The organism is Aeromonas sp. FDAARGOS 1416 (assembly GCF_019048085.1).
Lineage (GTDB): Bacteria > Pseudomonadota > Gammaproteobacteria > Enterobacterales > Aeromonadaceae > Aeromonas > Aeromonas veronii.
On sequence record NZ_CP077301.1, the window covers coordinates 20,216 to 36,392 of the forward strand.

The window sequence follows — 16,177 nt, forward strand, 5'->3', positions numbered from 1 at the left end:
TGTTGCAAAAATGAAAAAGGAGCATCATTTGATGCCCCTTAAATACGTCTATAAAAAACAGATTTATCAGCGATTACAACTGCTTGACGAACTGCTTCAGCCAGCCGATGAATTCACCATTCAGCTCGTGATGGCGAACACCATATTCCACATTGGCTTTCATATAACCGAGCTTGCTACCGCAATCGTGGCTCTTGCCCTTCATGAAGTAGGCATTGACTTGTTCCTGCTCCATCAGCATGGCGATGGCATCGGTCAGCTGGATCTCGTCACCGGCACCGGCCGGGGTTTTCTCCAGCAGCGGCCAGATATTGGAGGAGAGGACGTAACGACCCACCACCGCCAGATTGGAGGGGGCTTCGTCACGGGGCGGCTTCTCGACAATGGCCTGCATCGGCAGGGACATCCCCTCGCTCAGGGCCTCGCCCTTGATGTCGGCGATGCCGTACTTGTCCACTTCGCTCTCGGGAACCGCTTCCACCATGATCTGGCTGATCTGGTTCTCTTCGAACATGTGTACCATCTCGGCCAGGTTGTCTTTTTTCGGGTCGCTGGCCACTTCATCAATCAGTACATCCGGCAGCAGCACGGCGAAGGGGTTGTCACCGATCAGCGGGCGGGCGCAGAGCACAGCGTGGCCCAGACCTTTGGCCTCACCCTGACGGACGTGCATGATGGTGACGTCTTTCGGGCAGATCTGTTGTACCTCTTCCAGCAGCTGACGCTTGACTCGCTTCTCGAGGGTCGCTTCCAGTTCGAAACTCTTGTCGAAGTGGTTTTCGATGGAGTTCTTGCTTGAGTGGGTGACCAACACGATCTCTTTGATACCGGCGGCGATGGCTTCACGCACTACGTACTGGATCAGCGGTTTGTCGACCACCGGCAGCATCTCTTTTGGGATGGCCTTGGTGGCTGGCAGCATACGGGTACCCAGACCGGCTACCGGGAGCACGGCCTTGCGAACTGTCAGAGGAGTCTTTTTCATGGAAAACTATCCAGCGGGATTAAAGTGCGGCCATGATACTCCAAGAAAAATGGGGCAGCCACAGGCTGCCCCATTCGTATATGCAGAGCTCGGGCGTTATTTGACGATGATCATGTCACGGTTGGCTTCCAGCGTGGCCGGGCCAATGCCATTGACATCCGCCAGCTGATCGACCGAGGTGAACTTTCCCTGTTTTTCCCGATAGTCGACGATGGCTTGTGCCTTCTTGTCGCCAATCCCTTTCAGGCTGGTCAGTTCGGCAAGGGTGGCCGTATTGATATTCAGCTTGCCGGACTCCTTGGCGACCGTGGTCGTAGTTGTTTGCTTGGGCGTTGCCTTATCTGCGGCCAGCACGGGTTGGCTGAACAGGGGCAAGCAGGCCAGCAGCATGACTGCAGAGAGCTTCTTCATCAGCATTTCCATTCCTCCATGATGTGGATATTGCCGAGTGGCACATTGATGAATAGCGTATCGAACGGGTCTTTTTCACTGCTATTTCTAACAGGTCAAATCCTCATGCCGATGGCGAAATATTTGCTATAAGCGCTTAGCTATGAATGCCCTCATATATCCAACCTTATGATCTTGAATCTATTTTAGATACATCTTTAAGGTGGCTGGCACGCTTTCCCGCAGCGCTACGCTCGAGACATTTCCGGCACATCACATGGCATTGTTCTGTGCAACACTGCGCTAATGGCATGTTTCACTGGTCTTCAAAAGAGAACCAATAAAAAAGGCTGCTCACCTAGGGTGAGCAGCCTTTGTGATCGGTTTTTTCAGACGGATGCTGATTAGGCTTGTTCGTCAGCCTGGGCAGCCTGGATACCGGTCAGGGCGATGGTGTAGACGATGTCGTCAACCAGGGCGCCACGGGAGAGGTCGTTGACCGGCTTGCGCATGCCTTGCAGCATCGGGCCGATGGAGACCAGGTCAGCAGAACGCTGCACCGCTTTGTAAGTGGTGTTACCGGTGTTCAGGTCAGGGAAGACGAACACGGTAGCTTTACCGGCAACCGGTGAGTTCGGTGCCTTGGACTTGGCCACGTTCTCCATGATGGCCGCATCGTACTGTAGCGGGCCGTCGATGATGAGGTCGGGGCGCTTGGCCTTGGCCAGCTCGGTCGCTTCACGCACTTTCTCTACATCGGCACCGGCGCCAGAGGTACCGGTGGAGTAGGAGATCATGGCGACGCGCGGCTCGATGCCGAACGCGGCAGCAGAGTCGGCGGACTGAATGGCGATCTCGGCCAGCTGCTCGGCAGTCGGATCCGGGTTGATCGCGCAGTCACCGTAGACCAGAACCTGGTCAGGCAGCAGCATGAAGAAGATGGAGGAGATCAGTGAAGAGCCCGGAGCGGTCTTGATGATCTGCATCGGCGGACGGATGGTGTTGGCAGTGGTGTGCACCGCGCCGGATACCAGGCCGTCCACTTCGTTGCGCTCCAGCATCATGGTACCCAGTACCACGTTGTCTTCCAGCTGCTCGCGAGCAACCACTTCGGTCATGCCCTTGTTCTTGCGCAGCTCGACCAGACGCGGCACATAACGCTCGCGTACAACGGCCGGATCGATGATTTCGACGCGATCGGTCAGAACTACACCCTGCTGCTCGGCAACACGACGGATCTCTTCCGGGTTACCCAGCAGTACCGGACGGGCAATGCCACGCTCGGCACAGATGGCGGCAGCCTTGATGGTGCGCGGCTCGTCGCCTTCCGGCAGCACGACACGCTTGTTGGCCTGACGGGCCAGCTCGGTCAGCTGATAACGGAATGCCGGCGGGCTCAGACGACGGGAACGGGTAGAGCTGACGGTCAGCGACTCGATCCAGTGCTTGTCGATGTGGCCAGCGACGTAGTCCTGTACCAGTTCGATACGCTCGCGGTCATCTTCCGGAATATCGACGTTGAAGTTCTGCAGGCTGACGGCGGTCTGCCAGGTGTTGGTACCGGTCATCATGATCGGCAGGCCGGTGGCCATGGCCTGTTGGCACAGCGCCATGACCTGCGGCTCCGGATGATAGTTACCGGTCAGCAGCAGGGCGCCCAGCTTGACGCCGTTCATGGCGGAGAGGCAGGCGGAGACGATGACGTCGGAGCGATCGCCGGAGGTGACCAGTAGGCTACCCGGACGGAAGTGCTCAACCATGTTGTGGATGGAGCGGGCGCAGAAGGTAACGGTCTGCAGGCGACGGCTGTCCAGCTCACCCTTGTGCAGGATCTTGGCAGCCAGATGCTTGGCGAGATCCTTGGCGCGCGGGGCGATCAGCTGGGTGTTCCAGGGGATGCAACCCAGGATGCGCAGCGGGCTCTTGCCGAATACTTGCAGCACTTCGAGGTTGTGAGCTGCGTCAGAAGCGTGGTGATGGGCTTCGAACATCTCGGTCAGGTCAGGGCGGGTTACGCCATGCTCGTCAACCGGCGCGCCCACCTTGTTGATCACGCAGCCAACGATACGGGGGTTGTTGACACCACCGAAGTTGGAGCAGGCCAGTTCGATGCGCTCTTTCAGCTTCTGGCTGGAGTCATGGCCCGGGTGGGTCACGAATACCATGTCGGCATCCAGCGCCTTGGCAACGTCGTAGTTCAGCTTGTTGGCAAAGGGCTGCTTGTCGGTCGGCACCATACCTTCGACAACCAGCACTTCGGCACCACTGGATTTCACGTGCTCTTCGAAGCGGGCAACGATCTCTTCCAGCAGGATGTCGGTGTTGCTGGAGCTGATCATGTTCTCGGCGTAGGAGAGGGTGAAGGGCTCGGGCGGATTGATGTTGGCAGCAGCGCGGATAACGGCGGTTGAGCGCTCGGCACCGGTTTCACCCGGACGCGGCTGGGCAACCGGTTTGAAGAAGCTGACATTGACACCGTGACGCTCCATGGCGCGAACAACGCCCAGACTCACGGAAGTTACGCCGACACCAGTGCCGACCGGGATAAGCATAATAGTGCGTGCCACTTTATACCCCTTGTTCATTTTTTGGGATCAGGAAAAGGCCGCCCTGTGGGCGGCCTCGAGTTACTGCGTCAATTAAGCGCCGACCAGTTCCAGCGCGTCGTGGGCGATAACCCACTCTTCGTTGGTCGGGATAACCAGGGCCTTGGTAGAACCAGCCTTGGTGATCTCGCCACCCTTGCCGAAACGAGCCTTCAGGTTGGCGTCGTGATCGACGTCAAAGCCCAGCAGACCCAGCTTGTTCAGGGTGATTTCACGGATCGGGGCGGAGTTTTCACCGATACCACCGGTGAAAACAACGGCGTCCAGACGACCGTCCATGGCGGCAGCGTAGGCGCCGATGTACTTGGCCAGGCGATAGCAGTAAACGTCCATAGCACGCTTGGCTTCTTCTTTGCTGTCGTAGTTGTCTTCAACGAAACGGCAGTCGGAGGTCACTTCGGTCAGACCCTGCAGGCCGGACTCTTTGGTCAGCATGGTGTTGATGTCAGCCACGCTCATGCCCAGCTTGTCGTGCAGGAAGAAGATGATGGCCGGGTCCAGATCACCGGAGCGGGTACCCATCACCAGACCTTCCAGCGGAGTCAGGCCCATGGAGGTATCAACGGATTTGCCGTTCTTGATGGCGCAGACGGAACCGCCGTTGCCCAGGTGGCAGTTGATGATGTTCAGCTCTTCAACCGGCTTGTTCAGCTGCTTGGCAGCTTCCAGGCTGATGTAGTAGTGGCTGGTGCCGTGAGCGCCGTAGCGACGGATGCCGTTCTCTTTGTAGAGCTTGTACGGCAGAGCGTACAGGAAGGCTTCTTCCGGCATGGACTGGTGGAACGCGGTATCGAATACGGCCACGTTCTTGTCAGCCAGCGCCGGGAATACGCGGCGAGCTTCACGGATACCGATCAGGTGAGCCGGGTTGTGCAGCGGTGCGTACGGAACGGCGGCTTCGATGCCGGCGATCACGTCGTCACAGATAACGACGGAAGAGGTGAAGCGCTCGCCGCCGTGAACAACACGGTGACCGATGGCGATCAGGTTCTTGGACAGTTCCGGATTGAGCGGCAGGATCTTGTTGACGATGAAGTCCAGCGCTTCCTGGTGAGCGGCACCCGCACCCAGATCGGCACTGCCTTTCTCGCCATTCAGTTTCCACTTGATGCGGGCGTCGTCGAGGTTGAAGCACTCGGCCAGGCCGGACAGCAGGTCATCACCGGTGGTTGCGTCAATGACGGCAAACTTCAGGGAAGAGCTGCCACAGTTAAGAACAAGAACCAGCTTACTCATGAATAAATCCTATCGCAGATTGGGTTGTGTAGGCGGATGCGTTGGACGCGGTGCGGCCAAAAACTTTCAACTTATCCTTATGAGGGTTGGCAATCTGTTGCTTGCCCCTTGTATAGTGATACAAGACCCGAAATCCAGACGTCCCTGACAGGTCAATAGCAAGAAGCTTTTGACGCAAAAATGGGCGTACAAAGGATAACCCGATTGTTGAAAAATAACAAAGTCATCCTCAACCTTTGTTACTTTGCATCAAATTTTGTCGAGGTTTTGCCGTTAGTACGTTCAAAAAGCGCTCGGAGGTAGTATGAGCATGAACATTTTTGGAACTAAGTTACAGCAAGGCCGCCATTATATGACGCTTTGGCCGCGCCGTCCCGAGCTCAATTCGATGTTTCCTGAAAATCGGGTGATCAAGGCGACCGAATTCGCCCTCAAGGTGATCCCCGCGCTGGCGGTGTTGAGCGTGATGCTGCAGTTCCAGTTTGGCGAGCTGCACTACTGGCCCTCCGTCATCACCTCGGTGCTGTTTCTGCTCAGCTTGCCGCTGCAGGGCTACTACTGGCTCGGCCAGCGTGCCGACACCCGCTTGCCCCCGTCGCTGGCGAGCTGGTATCGGGAGATCAACGGCAAGATGAACGAGCAGGGTGGCCGTCGTCAGCTGGTGTCTCAGCCGCGCTATGAAGAGCTGGCCGATACCCTCAAGGCCGCCTTCCAGCAGCTCGATAAATCCTTTCTCTACGAATAACTCGTTTCAGATGCAAAAAGGCGCCAGTGGCGCCTTTTTTGTTGCGGTTGGTGTGCGGATCAGGCCGCCAGCACCTTGCGGATCTCCTGGATGGAGAGCTTGTACTGACGAGGGCACTGACGCCATACAGTCAGCATCCGCTGGTATTTGTCGCGCATGGCGATGTCGCTGGAGAGCTCGTCGCACGGGCACTTGAGCTCGGGGAAGCGCTTGTCCACCTCCAGCAGGAAGCAGACGTAGTCAGCCAGCTCACGCTCCTGGCTGCGGCTGTAGCCGTTGAACTCCAGACGGCTGGCGTTGATCTCGCCCTGATCGGCGGCATCCAGATTGCCCCATGAGATGGCCAGTGCGTGGTGCAGCTCCAGAGTGTCGATCACCTCCTGGCAGGTCGCCAGATCCAGATGGCCGAAGCTCTTCTCCAACTCGAGGATCTGCAGGCAGTAGCCGCGCTCGATGATGGTGCTGGCGCGCTGGTAGACGTCCGCTTTCTCCGGATTGAGTTTCGCCAGAATTTCGTACTGGTTGCTCAGGATCAAACGCTCAGTGTTGCTCATGTTCATGGGATATCTCGCTGGAAGATGATTCTGGGGTCACGTTAACCCATATATAAAATGAATTTTTTGATCTGGGCGGGGGAGTTGGTGAGAAAAATCCGCTGGCAAGGGGCGGTTGACCAGACAAAAAAGGCCTGCATGGCAGGCCTTTCAATGACGCAGGGGAGGGTTACCCCTTGAGGAAATCCAGTACCACCTGATGGTGATCGCTGGTTTTGAACTTGTCGAAGTGGTGGGCAATCTTGCCCTCTTCGTCGATCAGGAAGCTCTGACGGTGAATGCCGTCATACTCTTTGCCCATGAACTTTTTCGGGCCCCAGACGCCAAAGGCATCGGCGACGGCGTGGTCCTCATCGGCCAGCAGAGTGAAGTTGAGCTGGTCCCGCTCTTCGAACTTTTTCAGCCGTTTGGCCGGGTCCGGGCTGATGCCAAGTACCACCACATTGAGGGCGGCCAGCTCGGCGTTCACATCGCGCAGGCTGCAGGCCTGGGTGGTGCAGCCGGGGGTCATCGCCTTGGGGTAGAAATAGACCAGCACCTTCTTGCCGCGCAGGCCAGCGAGGCTGACCTGATTGCCATTCTGGTCGGGCAGGGAGAAATCGGGGGCGGGGCTGCCAGCTTGTAGTGGTTGCATGGGGTCTCCTCGGGTAAAACGCCCTCAGGCGTGTTTGCGATTGACGATAAACTCGAACGATTCGGCACCCAATTGACGACAGAATTCGGCGAAGGCGGTTTGCGAACCTTCCACTTCACCCTCTCTGGCCAGATTGAGCTGAAAACTGATCTTCAGCAGGTTGAACGGCTGCTGCTCCAGGGTCATGGATTGCATCGCCTGAATGTTCCAGCCATGTTCGCTGAAGAACTGGGTGCACTGGCTTACGATGCCGGGCTCGTCGCGGATCAACAGGTCGGCACTGGCGCGGACGTCATACTGCAGGGACTGGTGGCGTTCGGTGCGTTTCATCATGGTGATGAGATCCCACTCCTGGCTACGCAGGGGCAGGCTGATTTCGAGTTGCATCATGCTGTTCCAGTCGCCCGAGAGCAGCATGATAAAGGTAAATTCATTGCCGAAGATGCCAAGGCGGCTGTCCACAATGTTGCAACCACAGCCACTGACGTGGCGGGTCACTTCATTGACGATGCCAGGCCTGTCCGTGCCGATGGCCGTTACGACCAGGTAGTGAGTCATAAATCTTCTCTCGTCCGTTATTTCGTTGCGAAAGCCGCGCTGGCAAGCCAACCCTCCGGCCCTGATGACCACTCCCTGAGGGACGCTGCCGACTTTCGTCCATTACTTTTTGTTCCGGATGGTATCACGGCTTGCCCCCTCTCTCCCTTGTTTTTCAAAGGGGTCAGCTTTACCATTACGCCCCTGAAAATCGGGAGAAAAGTCCATGTTACGCGGTAGTATTGTTGCGCTCGTTACCCCCATGCTGGCTTCAGGTGAAGTCGATTGGGCCAGTCTGGCCAAACTGGTTGACTATCATGTCAGCGCCGGGACCAGCGCCATTGTTGCGGTGGGGACCACAGGGGAATCGGTGACCCTGAGCGAGCAGGAGCATATCGCCGTCGTTGAAAAGACCGTTGAGTATGCCGCCGGACGCATTCCCGTCATCGCCGGTTGCGGCTCCAACAATACCGCTCACGCCATCGAACTGAGCAAACGCTTGGCCAAAACCGGCGTGGTGGCGGGCCTCTCGGTGACTCCTTACTACAACAAGCCCACTCAGGAAGGTCTCTATCGCCACTATTGTGCGATCGCCGAGGCTAGTGGTCTGCCCCAAATTCTTTATAATGTGCCCGGTCGCACCTGTTGCGATCTCAAACCGGAGACCGTGGCCCGTCTGGCCAAGGTTCTCGGCATTATCGGTTTGAAAGAGGCAACTGGCGATTTGAGCCGCACCCCGCTGCTGCGCGAGCTGTGCGGGCCGGAGTTTGCTCTCTACAGTGGCGACGATGCCACTGGTTGTGATTTTATGCTGCAAGGTGGCGATGGCGTGATTTCGGTCACCACCAATATTGCAGCGGCCCAGATGGCCGACATGTGTCGTGCTGCGCTGGCCGGTGATGCCGGGCAGGCGCATGACATCAACAATCTCTTGATGCCGTTGCACAAGACTCTGTTCTGCGAACCGAGCCCTACCCCGGTGAAATGGGCCTGTGCCCAACTGGGGTTGATTGCAACAGCCACCTTGCGCCTGCCGCTGATTGACCTCACCCCCGAGGGCGAGCAGCTGATGGCGCGAGCACTGACCACAGCGGAGTTGATGGCGAGTGTTTAAATCTAATGGAAAGGGAAATAGAGCCCGTCTGGTGCTGAGTGTTGCGACTGTGGCCGTATTGGCCGGTTGCAGCACCCCCCAGGATCGCAAAATGGCCAACCGCGACTTCGGTTACGAAGATGCCCGCCTCGAGGGCCGCGCGTTCTTGATCCCCGCAGGATTGAGTGCCCCCACCTTCAACAGCCAGTACGATATCCCGCCGCTTCCCGAGAGCAGCCGTGAAGGTGCCCTCGGCGCCCAGGTCGATGTGCGCCCACCCGCTCAACTGCTGACCGTGGTACCGGGCAGTCAGGTGGTGCAGAGCGCAACCGAACCGACCGTTGCCTTCTATGCCCTCAGCACCAGCCAGAGCGTGGAGCGCGATACCTGGTCGTTCCTGATGAACTTCCTGGCCAAATACAAGGTCACCACCGAGAAGCTGGATCAGCAGGATGGCGTATTGCAGACCGGCTGGTTTGACAACACGGTTGCCCTCGATGGCTGGGGTGAAGATGACGAAGACTTCAAAATCCGTCAGCGTTACCAGTTCACCGTGCGCAACGATGCCCAGCGCCACGCGGTCAACATGTCGGTCCGGGTGCTGGATCACGAAGAGACCATCGACGGCGAGACCAGCAACAAGCTGACCCCTGCCGATGCCCAGCGCTATGCCGCGCGGGTGCTGAACCAGTTCTCGCTCTATTACGACAGCCAGCTGAAAGCCCGCGAGCAGCACAAGTCCAACGATGGCATGGGTCTGCAACTGGGTCTGGACAACAATGAACTGAGCGCCTGGATTGCCGAAGGCTCCTTTGATCAGGTGTGGCGTCGCCTCAACCAGGTACTGCCCGCTTACGGTTTCACCATCAAGGATACCCAGCAGTCTCTGGGCTGGATCGACGTCGAGTACGAAGAGCCGAGCGCCGAGTTCTGGAAGGCGAAAGGGAGCGAGCCGTTCAAACTGGAGGAGGAGAAATACCGCTTCCAGCTTGGCGAAATGGCGGGAGGCAAGACCTCCATCACCCTGTTCGACAAGGACAAGAAGCCGGTATCGTCCGGGGTTATCTCCCAGATGTATATCAGCCTGTCCGAGGCATTCGCCAAGGGGCTGGCCGATCAGGCAGCAGCAAAAGCAGAATAAATACAGGGGCCTTGTGCCCCTGTTTTGTTATCAAAATCCCCCTGAAAACGCGGGGATTCCGAGCGGTTTTCGATGATGCGAGCCCCCTTGCCAGCCCGTTGCAAACAGAGCACGCAGGTGAGGAACTCGCGATGTTTCCCCCCCACAAACAGGAAGTGTTATTAGCCATGAGTCTTGCAGATCAAGTATTGGCGGTGAATGACGATTTGCCGATCCGTACCGATAAACCTGTCCATTCCGGCAAAGTGCGCAGCGTCTACTGGTTGACCCCCGAAGACAGTGCCCGGCTCATAAAAGAGAAAGGCTATGATGTGCCGGCCGATGCGCCCCTCGCCCTCATGGTGATCAGCGATCGCATCTCGGCTTTCGATTGCATCTGGCAAGGTGAGGATGGCCTGAACGGCGTACCGGGCAAAGGGGCGGCGCTCAACGCCATCTCCAGCCACTGGTTCAAGCTGTTCAAGGAGAAGGGACTGGCCGACAGCCACATTCTGGATATTCCGCACCCCTTCGTCTGGATCGTGCAAAAAGCCCGTCCGGTGATGATCGAGGCGATTGCCCGCCAGTACATCACCGGCTCCATGTGGCGTGCCTACAAGGATGGCGAGCGCGAGTTCTGCGGCATCACCCTGCCGGAAGGGCTCAAAAAGGATCAGAAACTGCCGGAGATCCTCATCACCCCGTCCACCAAGGGTGTGCTGAAAGGGCTGGATGGCGTGCCGGAAGCCGATGACGTCAACGTTTCCCGTGCCGATATCGAGCGCCACTACAAGGGTTTCAACTTCAGCAAACCGGCCGACATCGACCGCTACGAAGTGCTGCTCAAAGAGGGCTTCAACGTCATCAGCGACGCGCTGGCCGGGCTGGATCAGATCTTCGTCGATACCAAGTTCGAGTTTGGTTACGTCCACGATGCCGCCGGCAACGAGAAGCTGATCTACATGGACGAAGTGGGCACCCCCGACAGCTCCCGTATCTGGGATGGCGCGGCCCTGCGCGACGGTCAGATTGTCGAGAAGTCCAAAGAGGGTTTCCGTCAGTGGTTGCTCAACCACTTCCCGGATCCGGACATCCTGCTCAACAAGAACCGCATGCCGGAACGTTTTGCCCTGGCCCGCGACAACAAGCTGCCGACCGAAGTGATGATGGATATCTCCAACACCTATGTCGGGATCGCCGAGAAGATAATCGGCCACAAGCTGGCGCGTTCTGCCAATCCCAAGCAGGAGATCATCGAGGTGCTGCGCGATCAGTACGGTCTGATCGACTAAGGGTTGCTCTCTTTTTTTGTCGCCAACAAACAAACGTTTGCTGGCGGCGAAGGAGAGAGGCAGAGAAACAGACGGGCCCCACTATGGGGCCCATTTTTATTGCTGGTCTGGCGGTAAGCGAGCAGCGCTCAACCGTTCACTCTGAACACCTGGCCGGTCTGGATGCCCAGCACCGACTTCTTGTAGGCCTGCGCCACTTTGGCGGCGGGTACCGGTACGAAGCCCGGGAAGAAGTCAGCGTATTTGTCCATCGACTCCGCCAGCACGGTCGGGCTTACCACGTTGATGCGCAGGCCGCGGGGTAACTCGCAGGCGGCCGCTCTCACAAAGTGATCGATAGCGCCGTTGACGGTGCTGGCGCTCACGCCCCAGTTGATCGGCTCCTCGCTCAGAATACCGCTGATCAAAGTGATGGAACCCTTGTCAGTCAGATAGGGAATGGCGGCTCGGGTCAGGTTGATCTGGCCCATCAGCTTGCTCTCCAGTCCCACCTGCCACTGCTCGTCGGTCATCTCGGTCAGGCCGTTGAAGGCCACGCTGCCGCTGGCCACCACCAATGCATCAAACTGGCCCACCTGGGCAAACAGCGCCTTGATGGAGGCGGGATCGCGCATGTCGACCGTGGCATCGCCACGGCTGTGGCCGACCCGGATCACCTGATGATCTTTGGCAAGCAGTTCACTGACCGCGGAGCCGACGGTGCCGGAGGCACCCACAATCACAATTTTCATCTGCATCACTCCTGGTTGGGATGTATCGATTCTAGCGCAACAGAAAATGCGAAAAAGCGCGTAAAATAAACCCATTGTTTCCATATTGGAGCTAATGATGGATATCGCCCATCTGGCCAGCTTTTACGAAGTGGTGCTGCGCGGCAGTTTCTCGGCTGCGGCCGATACGCTGGGGGTCAGCAAGGGGATGCTGAGCCGCCACGTCAGCGCGCTGGAGTCCTCACTCAATGCGCAACTGTTGCAGCGCTCCACCCGCCGCCTCAGCCTGACCGAGGCGGGCAAGACCCTCTATCAGCAGGCGGGGGAGATCTTCGCGCTGGCTCGGCAGGCGGAGCAGGATATTCAGGCGCTGACCGAAGAGGATTGCGGACGACTGCGCTTTACCTGCCCGGTCAGCACCGGCGATCGGATGGTGAGCGAGCTGCTGACCAGCTTTGCCGCGCTCTGCCCGGGAGTGGAGGTGGAGCTCAACTTCACCAACCAGATGGTCGACATGAGCCAGGGGGAGAACGACATCGCCCTGCGCGCCATGAACGAGGTGCCGGACAATCTGGTCGCACTTCCTCTTGGCCGACTCAAGGATGTGGTGGTGGCGAGCCCCGCACTGGTGGCGCGAGAGGGGCGTCCTGCCACTCCCTATGAGCTGAGCGGGCGCAGCTGCCTGTTGCAGGGGCACAATCCGGCCTGGGAGCAGTGGCACTTTATCCGTGAGGGTGAAGAGGCCCACATTCTGGTGCAGGGCAGGGTGCGGGCCAACCACTACAGCACAGTGTTGCAACTGGCGCGTGCCGGTATGGGCTATGCCAAGTGCCCGCTGATGCTGGTGGAATCGCTGCTGACGGCAGGAGAGCTGGTGACCGTGCTCGACGACTGGCAGAGCGGTCTGCATCAGCTTCATGTGTTGCATGCCCAGCAGCGACGGGTGCCGCGCAAGATCCGGCTGTTCAAGCAGGTGTTGGCCCAGTGGTTTGCCGAGCGACCCCACTACCTGCTCTGAGCGGCGTTATTTTTCTGTCATCTTCGGCTGCTACCCTGCGCCCATCATCGGCATCAGGAAGATCAGCGGGAATGAAGAGTAATAGAGGGTTGACCGGGTTTGTGCTGCTCTGTGCAGTCTTGGGGGCCGGCAGTGTACAGGCCATGGTGGAAGTGAAGGTGCCGGAGAATTTCCGCATCCTCGCGGTGAGCAACGGCACCTTGCAAGATGAGCAGCATGCCACCCTGGCGGATGGCGAGCAGCAACTGCTGGTACGCTTCGAGGGGGTGATCCCCAGTCGCAGCAGCAGCGAGAATGATCGGCAGGTACGCTCCGAGCCACAGGTGGTGCGCTATCAGGGCAGCAATCAGCATTTGCAGTTGACGGCCAGCGTACCGGGAGACGAGCGGGGAATGCAGGCGTATGCCAAGGCTCCTGTGGTGGCGTTGCAGGAGAATGGCCACGCGCTTGCTATCCAGCAGGATGTGCTGGTGACCAGCGGTATGCTGCTTGGGGTGGATTGGAACGGCAAACTGGCTGAATACAACCGCAGCGGCGGCAAGGCGGTGCTGACGGCTGGCGCCGTTGCTACGCAGGCAACGGCCACGGCCGCTGGTGGGGCTCAACCCGTTGTGGCAGCCAGCGAGCTGGAAGGGCAGTTGCAGCAGCTGTTCCTCCAGGCAGACCCAGCCCTGCGCAAGCGCTTTATCGGTTGGGCCGTCCCACAGCTTTAAGTTTTCTGCCCGTTGCAGTAACGTGGACACTCCTTTTTCAGGCGCTCTGTTCATCGTACTCAACGAGGTTTTCATGTTTGAATTGCATTCACGCCTGCAGGCAGATACCCGGTGGCTCGGGGATCTGCCCCTCTGCCGTGTCTTGCTGGCCAAAGACAGCCAGTATCCCTGGCTGATCCTGGTACCGCGAGTAGCCAACCTGCGGGAAATTCACCATCTGGCGCCGGAGCAGCAGCAACAGCTGATGCAGGAGTCCTGCGCTGTCGCCAACCTGATGGAACAGGCCCTCAGCCCGGATAAGATCAACATCGGCGCGCTCGGCAATCTGGTGCCGCAACTCCATCTTCACCATGTCGCCCGCTTTGCGACGGATCGCGCCTGGCCAGGTCCCATATGGGGCGCTCATCCGGTCGTATCTTATGAGCCACAAGTTTTGGCCCAGCAGGCCGATATATGGCGTGCCCGGCTCGCCAAGCTGAGCGGTTTCATCCCTGTGGCTGCTGATAACGGAGTCAACTGAGAGGCGTGTCGCTATTTCAGTCTCCGGGCCGCGCCATCTGTTAGAGTTATGGTATAGATAAGCCCATTTTCGATGTTCAGGAAGGTCCCATGATAGTGACAAGATCCGATGACGATGCCGTATTGACCACAGAGGATGTGCTGCTCAGCCTGTGCAACTCGGTGACGGATGTTTTGAGTGCCGCGACCATGAGTCAGGTGCGGTTTTCCGGCATGGTGCAGCGGATCAGCAAGACCTGCCTCAAGCCGGATATCGGCTGCTTCGTGCTGTTCGATGGCGGTTTTTCCGGTCTGGTGGTGATCAACTTCTCCGCCGCCGCCGCCATGGAGCTGTACGAGAGTTACATGCTGAGCATGGGACTCTCCAAGGAGGATCTCGCCATCTCCCACACCTCTGACGAGGTGAGCAACGTGATGGGCGAGCTGATGAACCAGATCGTCGGCAGCTTTACCGTCAAGGTGGGCCGGGATCTGCAGACCCACATCACCCAGAACCAGCCGAAGATGCTGGCCCTCAACAAGCAGGTGATGCTGAGCGTCGATACCAATCTCGACAGCCCGGAGTCCCGCCGCGTCACCTTCTTCACCGCCCGCAACAACATCTTCTATCTGGAGCTGGCGATGGACAAAACCGAGTTCATCCGCATCCACAATGAGGGGATGGAGCACGAGGAGCTGGATCCCGATGCACTGATCGCCCAGGCCAAGCAGGATGCCGCCAAGCCAGCTCAGGCTGCAGCCCCGGTCGCCAACGATCACGACGATCTGCTCGACTCCCTGGGTATTTGAGTCAAACGCCGGATAGCAATAAGGCCACCTTCGGGTGGCCTTGTTGTATCGGTGCGCACAACCGTCGTTAGAAGTTGTAGAGCAGGCCGGTGTTGAACATCACGGACTCAGAATCGTAGAAGTTGATGTCGGAATCGGACTTGGCATAGCCAGCGGTAAAGGTTGCGGAGAGCGGAGCAATACCGAACAGGCGGTGCCAGAAGAAGGTGCCGGTCAGGGCAAACTCGTCGGAGTCGGCTTTTTTGTTACCAAAGTCAGGGATTGGGTTGGCCTCATCATATTTGGTCTGACCCAGATAGGCGTTGCTGACGAAAGACCATTGGGAAGCGCGCATGCCGTAGGTCAACTGGAGGCCGTTGCTCTTGTAGCTTTGGGCGCTGCCATCCAGATCGGCTTGGCGGTAGATAAAGGCTGGCTCCAGCATCTGACCGGGTGCCAGCTGCCATTTGTAGGAGAGGTCGAGGGCGTGGATCTTGCCGTTGCGATCCAGCTTGGCTGCATAGTTTGTCTGGTTATCCTTATCGTATTGCTGGCCGCTGCGCTCCTCATCCACCTCGATGTTGCGGGTGGTCAGGCTGCCATTGAAGTTGCTACCCCAGATGCTGTCCCAGGCGAAGCGCACCCCTTTTGACTTGATATCGGTCGACTGGCGATCAACGCCTACGGCGAAGGGATCGCTCCACTGCTCGGTCGGCATGGCATTAAAGACCACGGAGCCAGCTACGATGCCCTTGTCGCTCATCTCCTGACGGATACCGAGCTGCTGGGTGAAGTCGAAACGGATGGCATCCTGGATCAGGTTACCGAGGAAGACCTGGGTGCGGGTATCGGCAAAGGTGTAGCGGATATCGGCGTTGAGCAGCGGGGCAACGGCGGAGCTGCTCTCGGCACTGCCCAGTCCGCTCAGGCGGCGGTTTTCATCATCACCACTATAAAAATTCGATTCGTAATTGATGACACTGACCCCGCCAAGCAGGAAACCGGACCAGCCAGACTCCTTGGGAATTTCACCCAAATCAGCATAAGCACTATTTGCGACCAGCAGGCCCAGGCCCAGCAAGGTGGTGTTGCGCATCGGATAACTCCTAAATTAAATGGTGGTGAATTTTTTCGGCCGGTGAGTATAAAGAAAAAACCTTAATGGCAACTGACTCAATATTGCCAATTATCCTAACCCACTCATTTCATTCGGCGAATCGTTAATTAATTGTGCGAGATTAAGAAGAGTTCACTCGG

General features: G+C 58.0%; 17 protein-coding genes. 8 read left to right on the top strand and 9 right to left on the bottom strand.

Translation table 11 applies throughout. The features are described 5' to 3' along the window. Positions 1-73: 73 nt before the first annotated feature. The 4 genes from galU to I6L46_RS00105 form a co-directional block, all read right to left on the bottom strand. Entirely contained in the window at positions 74-985 is a 912-nt protein-coding gene (gene galU, locus I6L46_RS00090; RefSeq protein WP_005339121.1) for a UTP--glucose-1-phosphate uridylyltransferase GalU, read from the bottom strand. Positions 986-1,081: 96 nt separating this feature from the next. Next, on the bottom strand, positions 1,082-1,402 hold the full coding sequence (locus I6L46_RS00095; RefSeq protein ID WP_167570524.1) for a ComEA family DNA-binding protein: 321 nt from the start codon (positions 1,400-1,402) through the stop codon (positions 1,082-1,084). A 377-nt stretch (positions 1,403-1,779) separates the two neighbouring features. Then, complete coding sequence (gene pta / locus I6L46_RS00100; RefSeq protein ID WP_005339119.1) at positions 1,780-3,960, bottom strand: phosphate acetyltransferase; 2,181 nt, start codon at positions 3,958-3,960, stop codon at positions 1,780-1,782. 54 nt (positions 3,961-4,014) lie between these two features. Next, positions 4,015-5,217: an acetate kinase gene (locus I6L46_RS00105; protein ID WP_005339118.1), complete on the bottom strand. Its 1,203-nt coding sequence runs from the start codon at positions 5,215-5,217 to the stop codon at positions 4,015-4,017. Positions 5,218-5,521: 304 nt separating this feature from the next. On the opposite strand from I6L46_RS00105, the gene yfbV reads away from it, so the two are divergent. Then, positions 5,522-5,962 (top strand): terminus macrodomain insulation protein YfbV, encoded by a 441-nt coding sequence (yfbV, locus tag I6L46_RS00110; RefSeq protein WP_005339116.1) that lies wholly within the window; start codon positions 5,522-5,524, stop codon positions 5,960-5,962. 59 nt (positions 5,963-6,021) lie between these two features. Here yfbV and I6L46_RS00115 read toward each other — a convergent pair whose 3' ends face one another. From I6L46_RS00115 to I6L46_RS00125, 3 genes are all read right to left on the bottom strand, one after another. Next, positions 6,022-6,522, bottom strand: a complete 501-nt coding sequence (locus tag I6L46_RS00115) for a YfbU family protein (protein WP_019446223.1) — start codon at positions 6,520-6,522, stop codon at positions 6,022-6,024. Between the two features lie 163 nt (positions 6,523-6,685). Next, complete coding sequence (gene bcp / locus I6L46_RS00120) at positions 6,686-7,150, bottom strand: thioredoxin-dependent thiol peroxidase (RefSeq protein ID WP_005358255.1); 465 nt, start codon at positions 7,148-7,150, stop codon at positions 6,686-6,688. 24 nt (positions 7,151-7,174) lie between these two features. Beyond that, positions 7,175-7,708 carry a glycine cleavage system protein R gene (locus I6L46_RS00125; RefSeq protein WP_005349229.1) on the bottom strand — a complete coding sequence of 178 codons (534 nt, stop codon included), beginning with the start codon at positions 7,706-7,708 and terminating at the stop codon, positions 7,175-7,177. A gap of 205 nt (positions 7,709-7,913) precedes the next feature. Between I6L46_RS00125 and dapA the strand changes: the two genes are divergently transcribed. The 3 genes from dapA (at position 7,914) to I6L46_RS00140 (ending at position 11,192) form a co-directional block, all read left to right on the top strand. After that, positions 7,914-8,801: a 4-hydroxy-tetrahydrodipicolinate synthase gene (dapA, locus tag I6L46_RS00130; RefSeq protein WP_216977025.1), complete on the top strand. Its 888-nt coding sequence runs from the start codon at positions 7,914-7,916 to the stop codon at positions 8,799-8,801. Further along, positions 8,794-9,921, top strand: a complete 1,128-nt coding sequence (gene bamC / locus I6L46_RS00135; protein ID WP_031227977.1) for an outer membrane protein assembly factor BamC — start codon at positions 8,794-8,796, stop codon at positions 9,919-9,921. The genes dapA and bamC overlap by 8 nt, the downstream gene beginning before the upstream one ends. A gap of 167 nt (positions 9,922-10,088) precedes the next feature. After that, positions 10,089-11,192, top strand: a complete 1,104-nt coding sequence (locus tag I6L46_RS00140) for a phosphoribosylaminoimidazolesuccinocarboxamide synthase (RefSeq protein WP_245147344.1) — start codon at positions 10,089-10,091, stop codon at positions 11,190-11,192. 128 nt (positions 11,193-11,320) lie between these two features. On the opposite strand, the gene I6L46_RS00145 is transcribed toward I6L46_RS00140, so the two are convergent. Beyond that, positions 11,321-11,923, bottom strand: coding sequence for a short chain dehydrogenase (locus I6L46_RS00145; protein ID WP_088870098.1), 603 nt, complete (start codon positions 11,921-11,923; stop codon positions 11,321-11,323). A gap of 97 nt (positions 11,924-12,020) precedes the next feature. Here I6L46_RS00145 and I6L46_RS00150 point away from each other — a divergent pair, with 97 nt between their 5' ends. From I6L46_RS00150 to I6L46_RS00165, 4 genes are all read left to right on the top strand, one after another. Further along, a complete protein-coding gene (locus I6L46_RS00150; RefSeq protein ID WP_216977029.1) occupies positions 12,021-12,920 on the top strand; it encodes a LysR family transcriptional regulator in 900 nt (299 codons plus the stop codon). A 71-nt stretch (positions 12,921-12,991) separates the two neighbouring features. Next, positions 12,992-13,633, top strand: coding sequence for a DUF2057 domain-containing protein (locus I6L46_RS00155; protein WP_100646722.1), 642 nt, complete (start codon positions 12,992-12,994; stop codon positions 13,631-13,633). Positions 13,634-13,706: 73 nt separating this feature from the next. Continuing rightward, positions 13,707-14,153, top strand: coding sequence for an HIT domain-containing protein (locus tag I6L46_RS00160; RefSeq protein WP_058059484.1), 447 nt, complete (start codon positions 13,707-13,709; stop codon positions 14,151-14,153). A gap of 89 nt (positions 14,154-14,242) precedes the next feature. After that, positions 14,243-14,941 carry a DUF3334 family protein gene (locus tag I6L46_RS00165; RefSeq protein ID WP_005339098.1) on the top strand — a complete coding sequence of 233 codons (699 nt, stop codon included), beginning with the start codon at positions 14,243-14,245 and terminating at the stop codon, positions 14,939-14,941. A 67-nt stretch (positions 14,942-15,008) separates the two neighbouring features. Here I6L46_RS00165 and I6L46_RS00170 read toward each other — a convergent pair whose 3' ends face one another. Beyond that, positions 15,009-16,016: a DUF2860 family protein gene (locus I6L46_RS00170; RefSeq protein ID WP_216977031.1), complete on the bottom strand. Its 1,008-nt coding sequence runs from the start codon at positions 16,014-16,016 to the stop codon at positions 15,009-15,011. Between the last annotated feature and the right edge of the window lie 161 nt (positions 16,017-16,177).

Excerpts from the sequence above, each read along its gene's own strand:
- dapA (WP_216977025.1), top strand. The coding sequence starts at position 7,914 with ATGTTACGCGGTAGTATTGTTGCGCTCGTTACCCCCATGCTGGCTTCA.
- I6L46_RS00155 (WP_100646722.1), top strand. The coding sequence starts at position 12,992 with ATGAAGAGTAATAGAGGGTTGACCGGGTTTGTGCTGCTCTGTGCAGTC.
- I6L46_RS00145 (WP_088870098.1), bottom strand. The coding sequence starts at position 11,923 with ATGAAAATTGTGATTGTGGGTGCCTCCGGCACCGTCGGCTCCGCGGTC.
- yfbV (WP_005339116.1), top strand. The coding sequence starts at position 5,522 with ATGAGCATGAACATTTTTGGAACTAAGTTACAGCAAGGCCGCCATTAT.
- I6L46_RS00160 (WP_058059484.1), top strand. The coding sequence starts at position 13,707 with ATGTTTGAATTGCATTCACGCCTGCAGGCAGATACCCGGTGGCTCGGG.
- I6L46_RS00105 (WP_005339118.1), bottom strand. The coding sequence starts at position 5,217 with ATGAGTAAGCTGGTTCTTGTTCTTAACTGTGGCAGCTCTTCCCTGAAG.
- I6L46_RS00140 (WP_245147344.1), top strand. The coding sequence starts at position 10,089 with ATGAGTCTTGCAGATCAAGTATTGGCGGTGAATGACGATTTGCCGATC.
- I6L46_RS00165 (WP_005339098.1), top strand. The coding sequence starts at position 14,243 with ATGATAGTGACAAGATCCGATGACGATGCCGTATTGACCACAGAGGAT.
- I6L46_RS00125 (WP_005349229.1), bottom strand. The coding sequence starts at position 7,708 with ATGACTCACTACCTGGTCGTAACGGCCATCGGCACGGACAGGCCTGGC.
- galU (WP_005339121.1), bottom strand. The coding sequence starts at position 985 with ATGAAAAAGACTCCTCTGACAGTTCGCAAGGCCGTGCTCCCGGTAGCC.
- bcp (WP_005358255.1), bottom strand. The coding sequence starts at position 7,150 with ATGCAACCACTACAAGCTGGCAGCCCCGCCCCCGATTTCTCCCTGCCC.
- I6L46_RS00170 (WP_216977031.1), bottom strand. The coding sequence starts at position 16,016 with ATGCGCAACACCACCTTGCTGGGCCTGGGCCTGCTGGTCGCAAATAGT.
- I6L46_RS00150 (WP_216977029.1), top strand. The coding sequence starts at position 12,021 with ATGGATATCGCCCATCTGGCCAGCTTTTACGAAGTGGTGCTGCGCGGC.
- pta (WP_005339119.1), bottom strand. The coding sequence starts at position 3,960 with ATGAACAAGGGGTATAAAGTGGCACGCACTATTATGCTTATCCCGGTC.
- I6L46_RS00095 (WP_167570524.1), bottom strand. The coding sequence starts at position 1,402 with ATGCTGATGAAGAAGCTCTCTGCAGTCATGCTGCTGGCCTGCTTGCCC.
- I6L46_RS00115 (WP_019446223.1), bottom strand. The coding sequence starts at position 6,522 with ATGAACATGAGCAACACTGAGCGTTTGATCCTGAGCAACCAGTACGAA.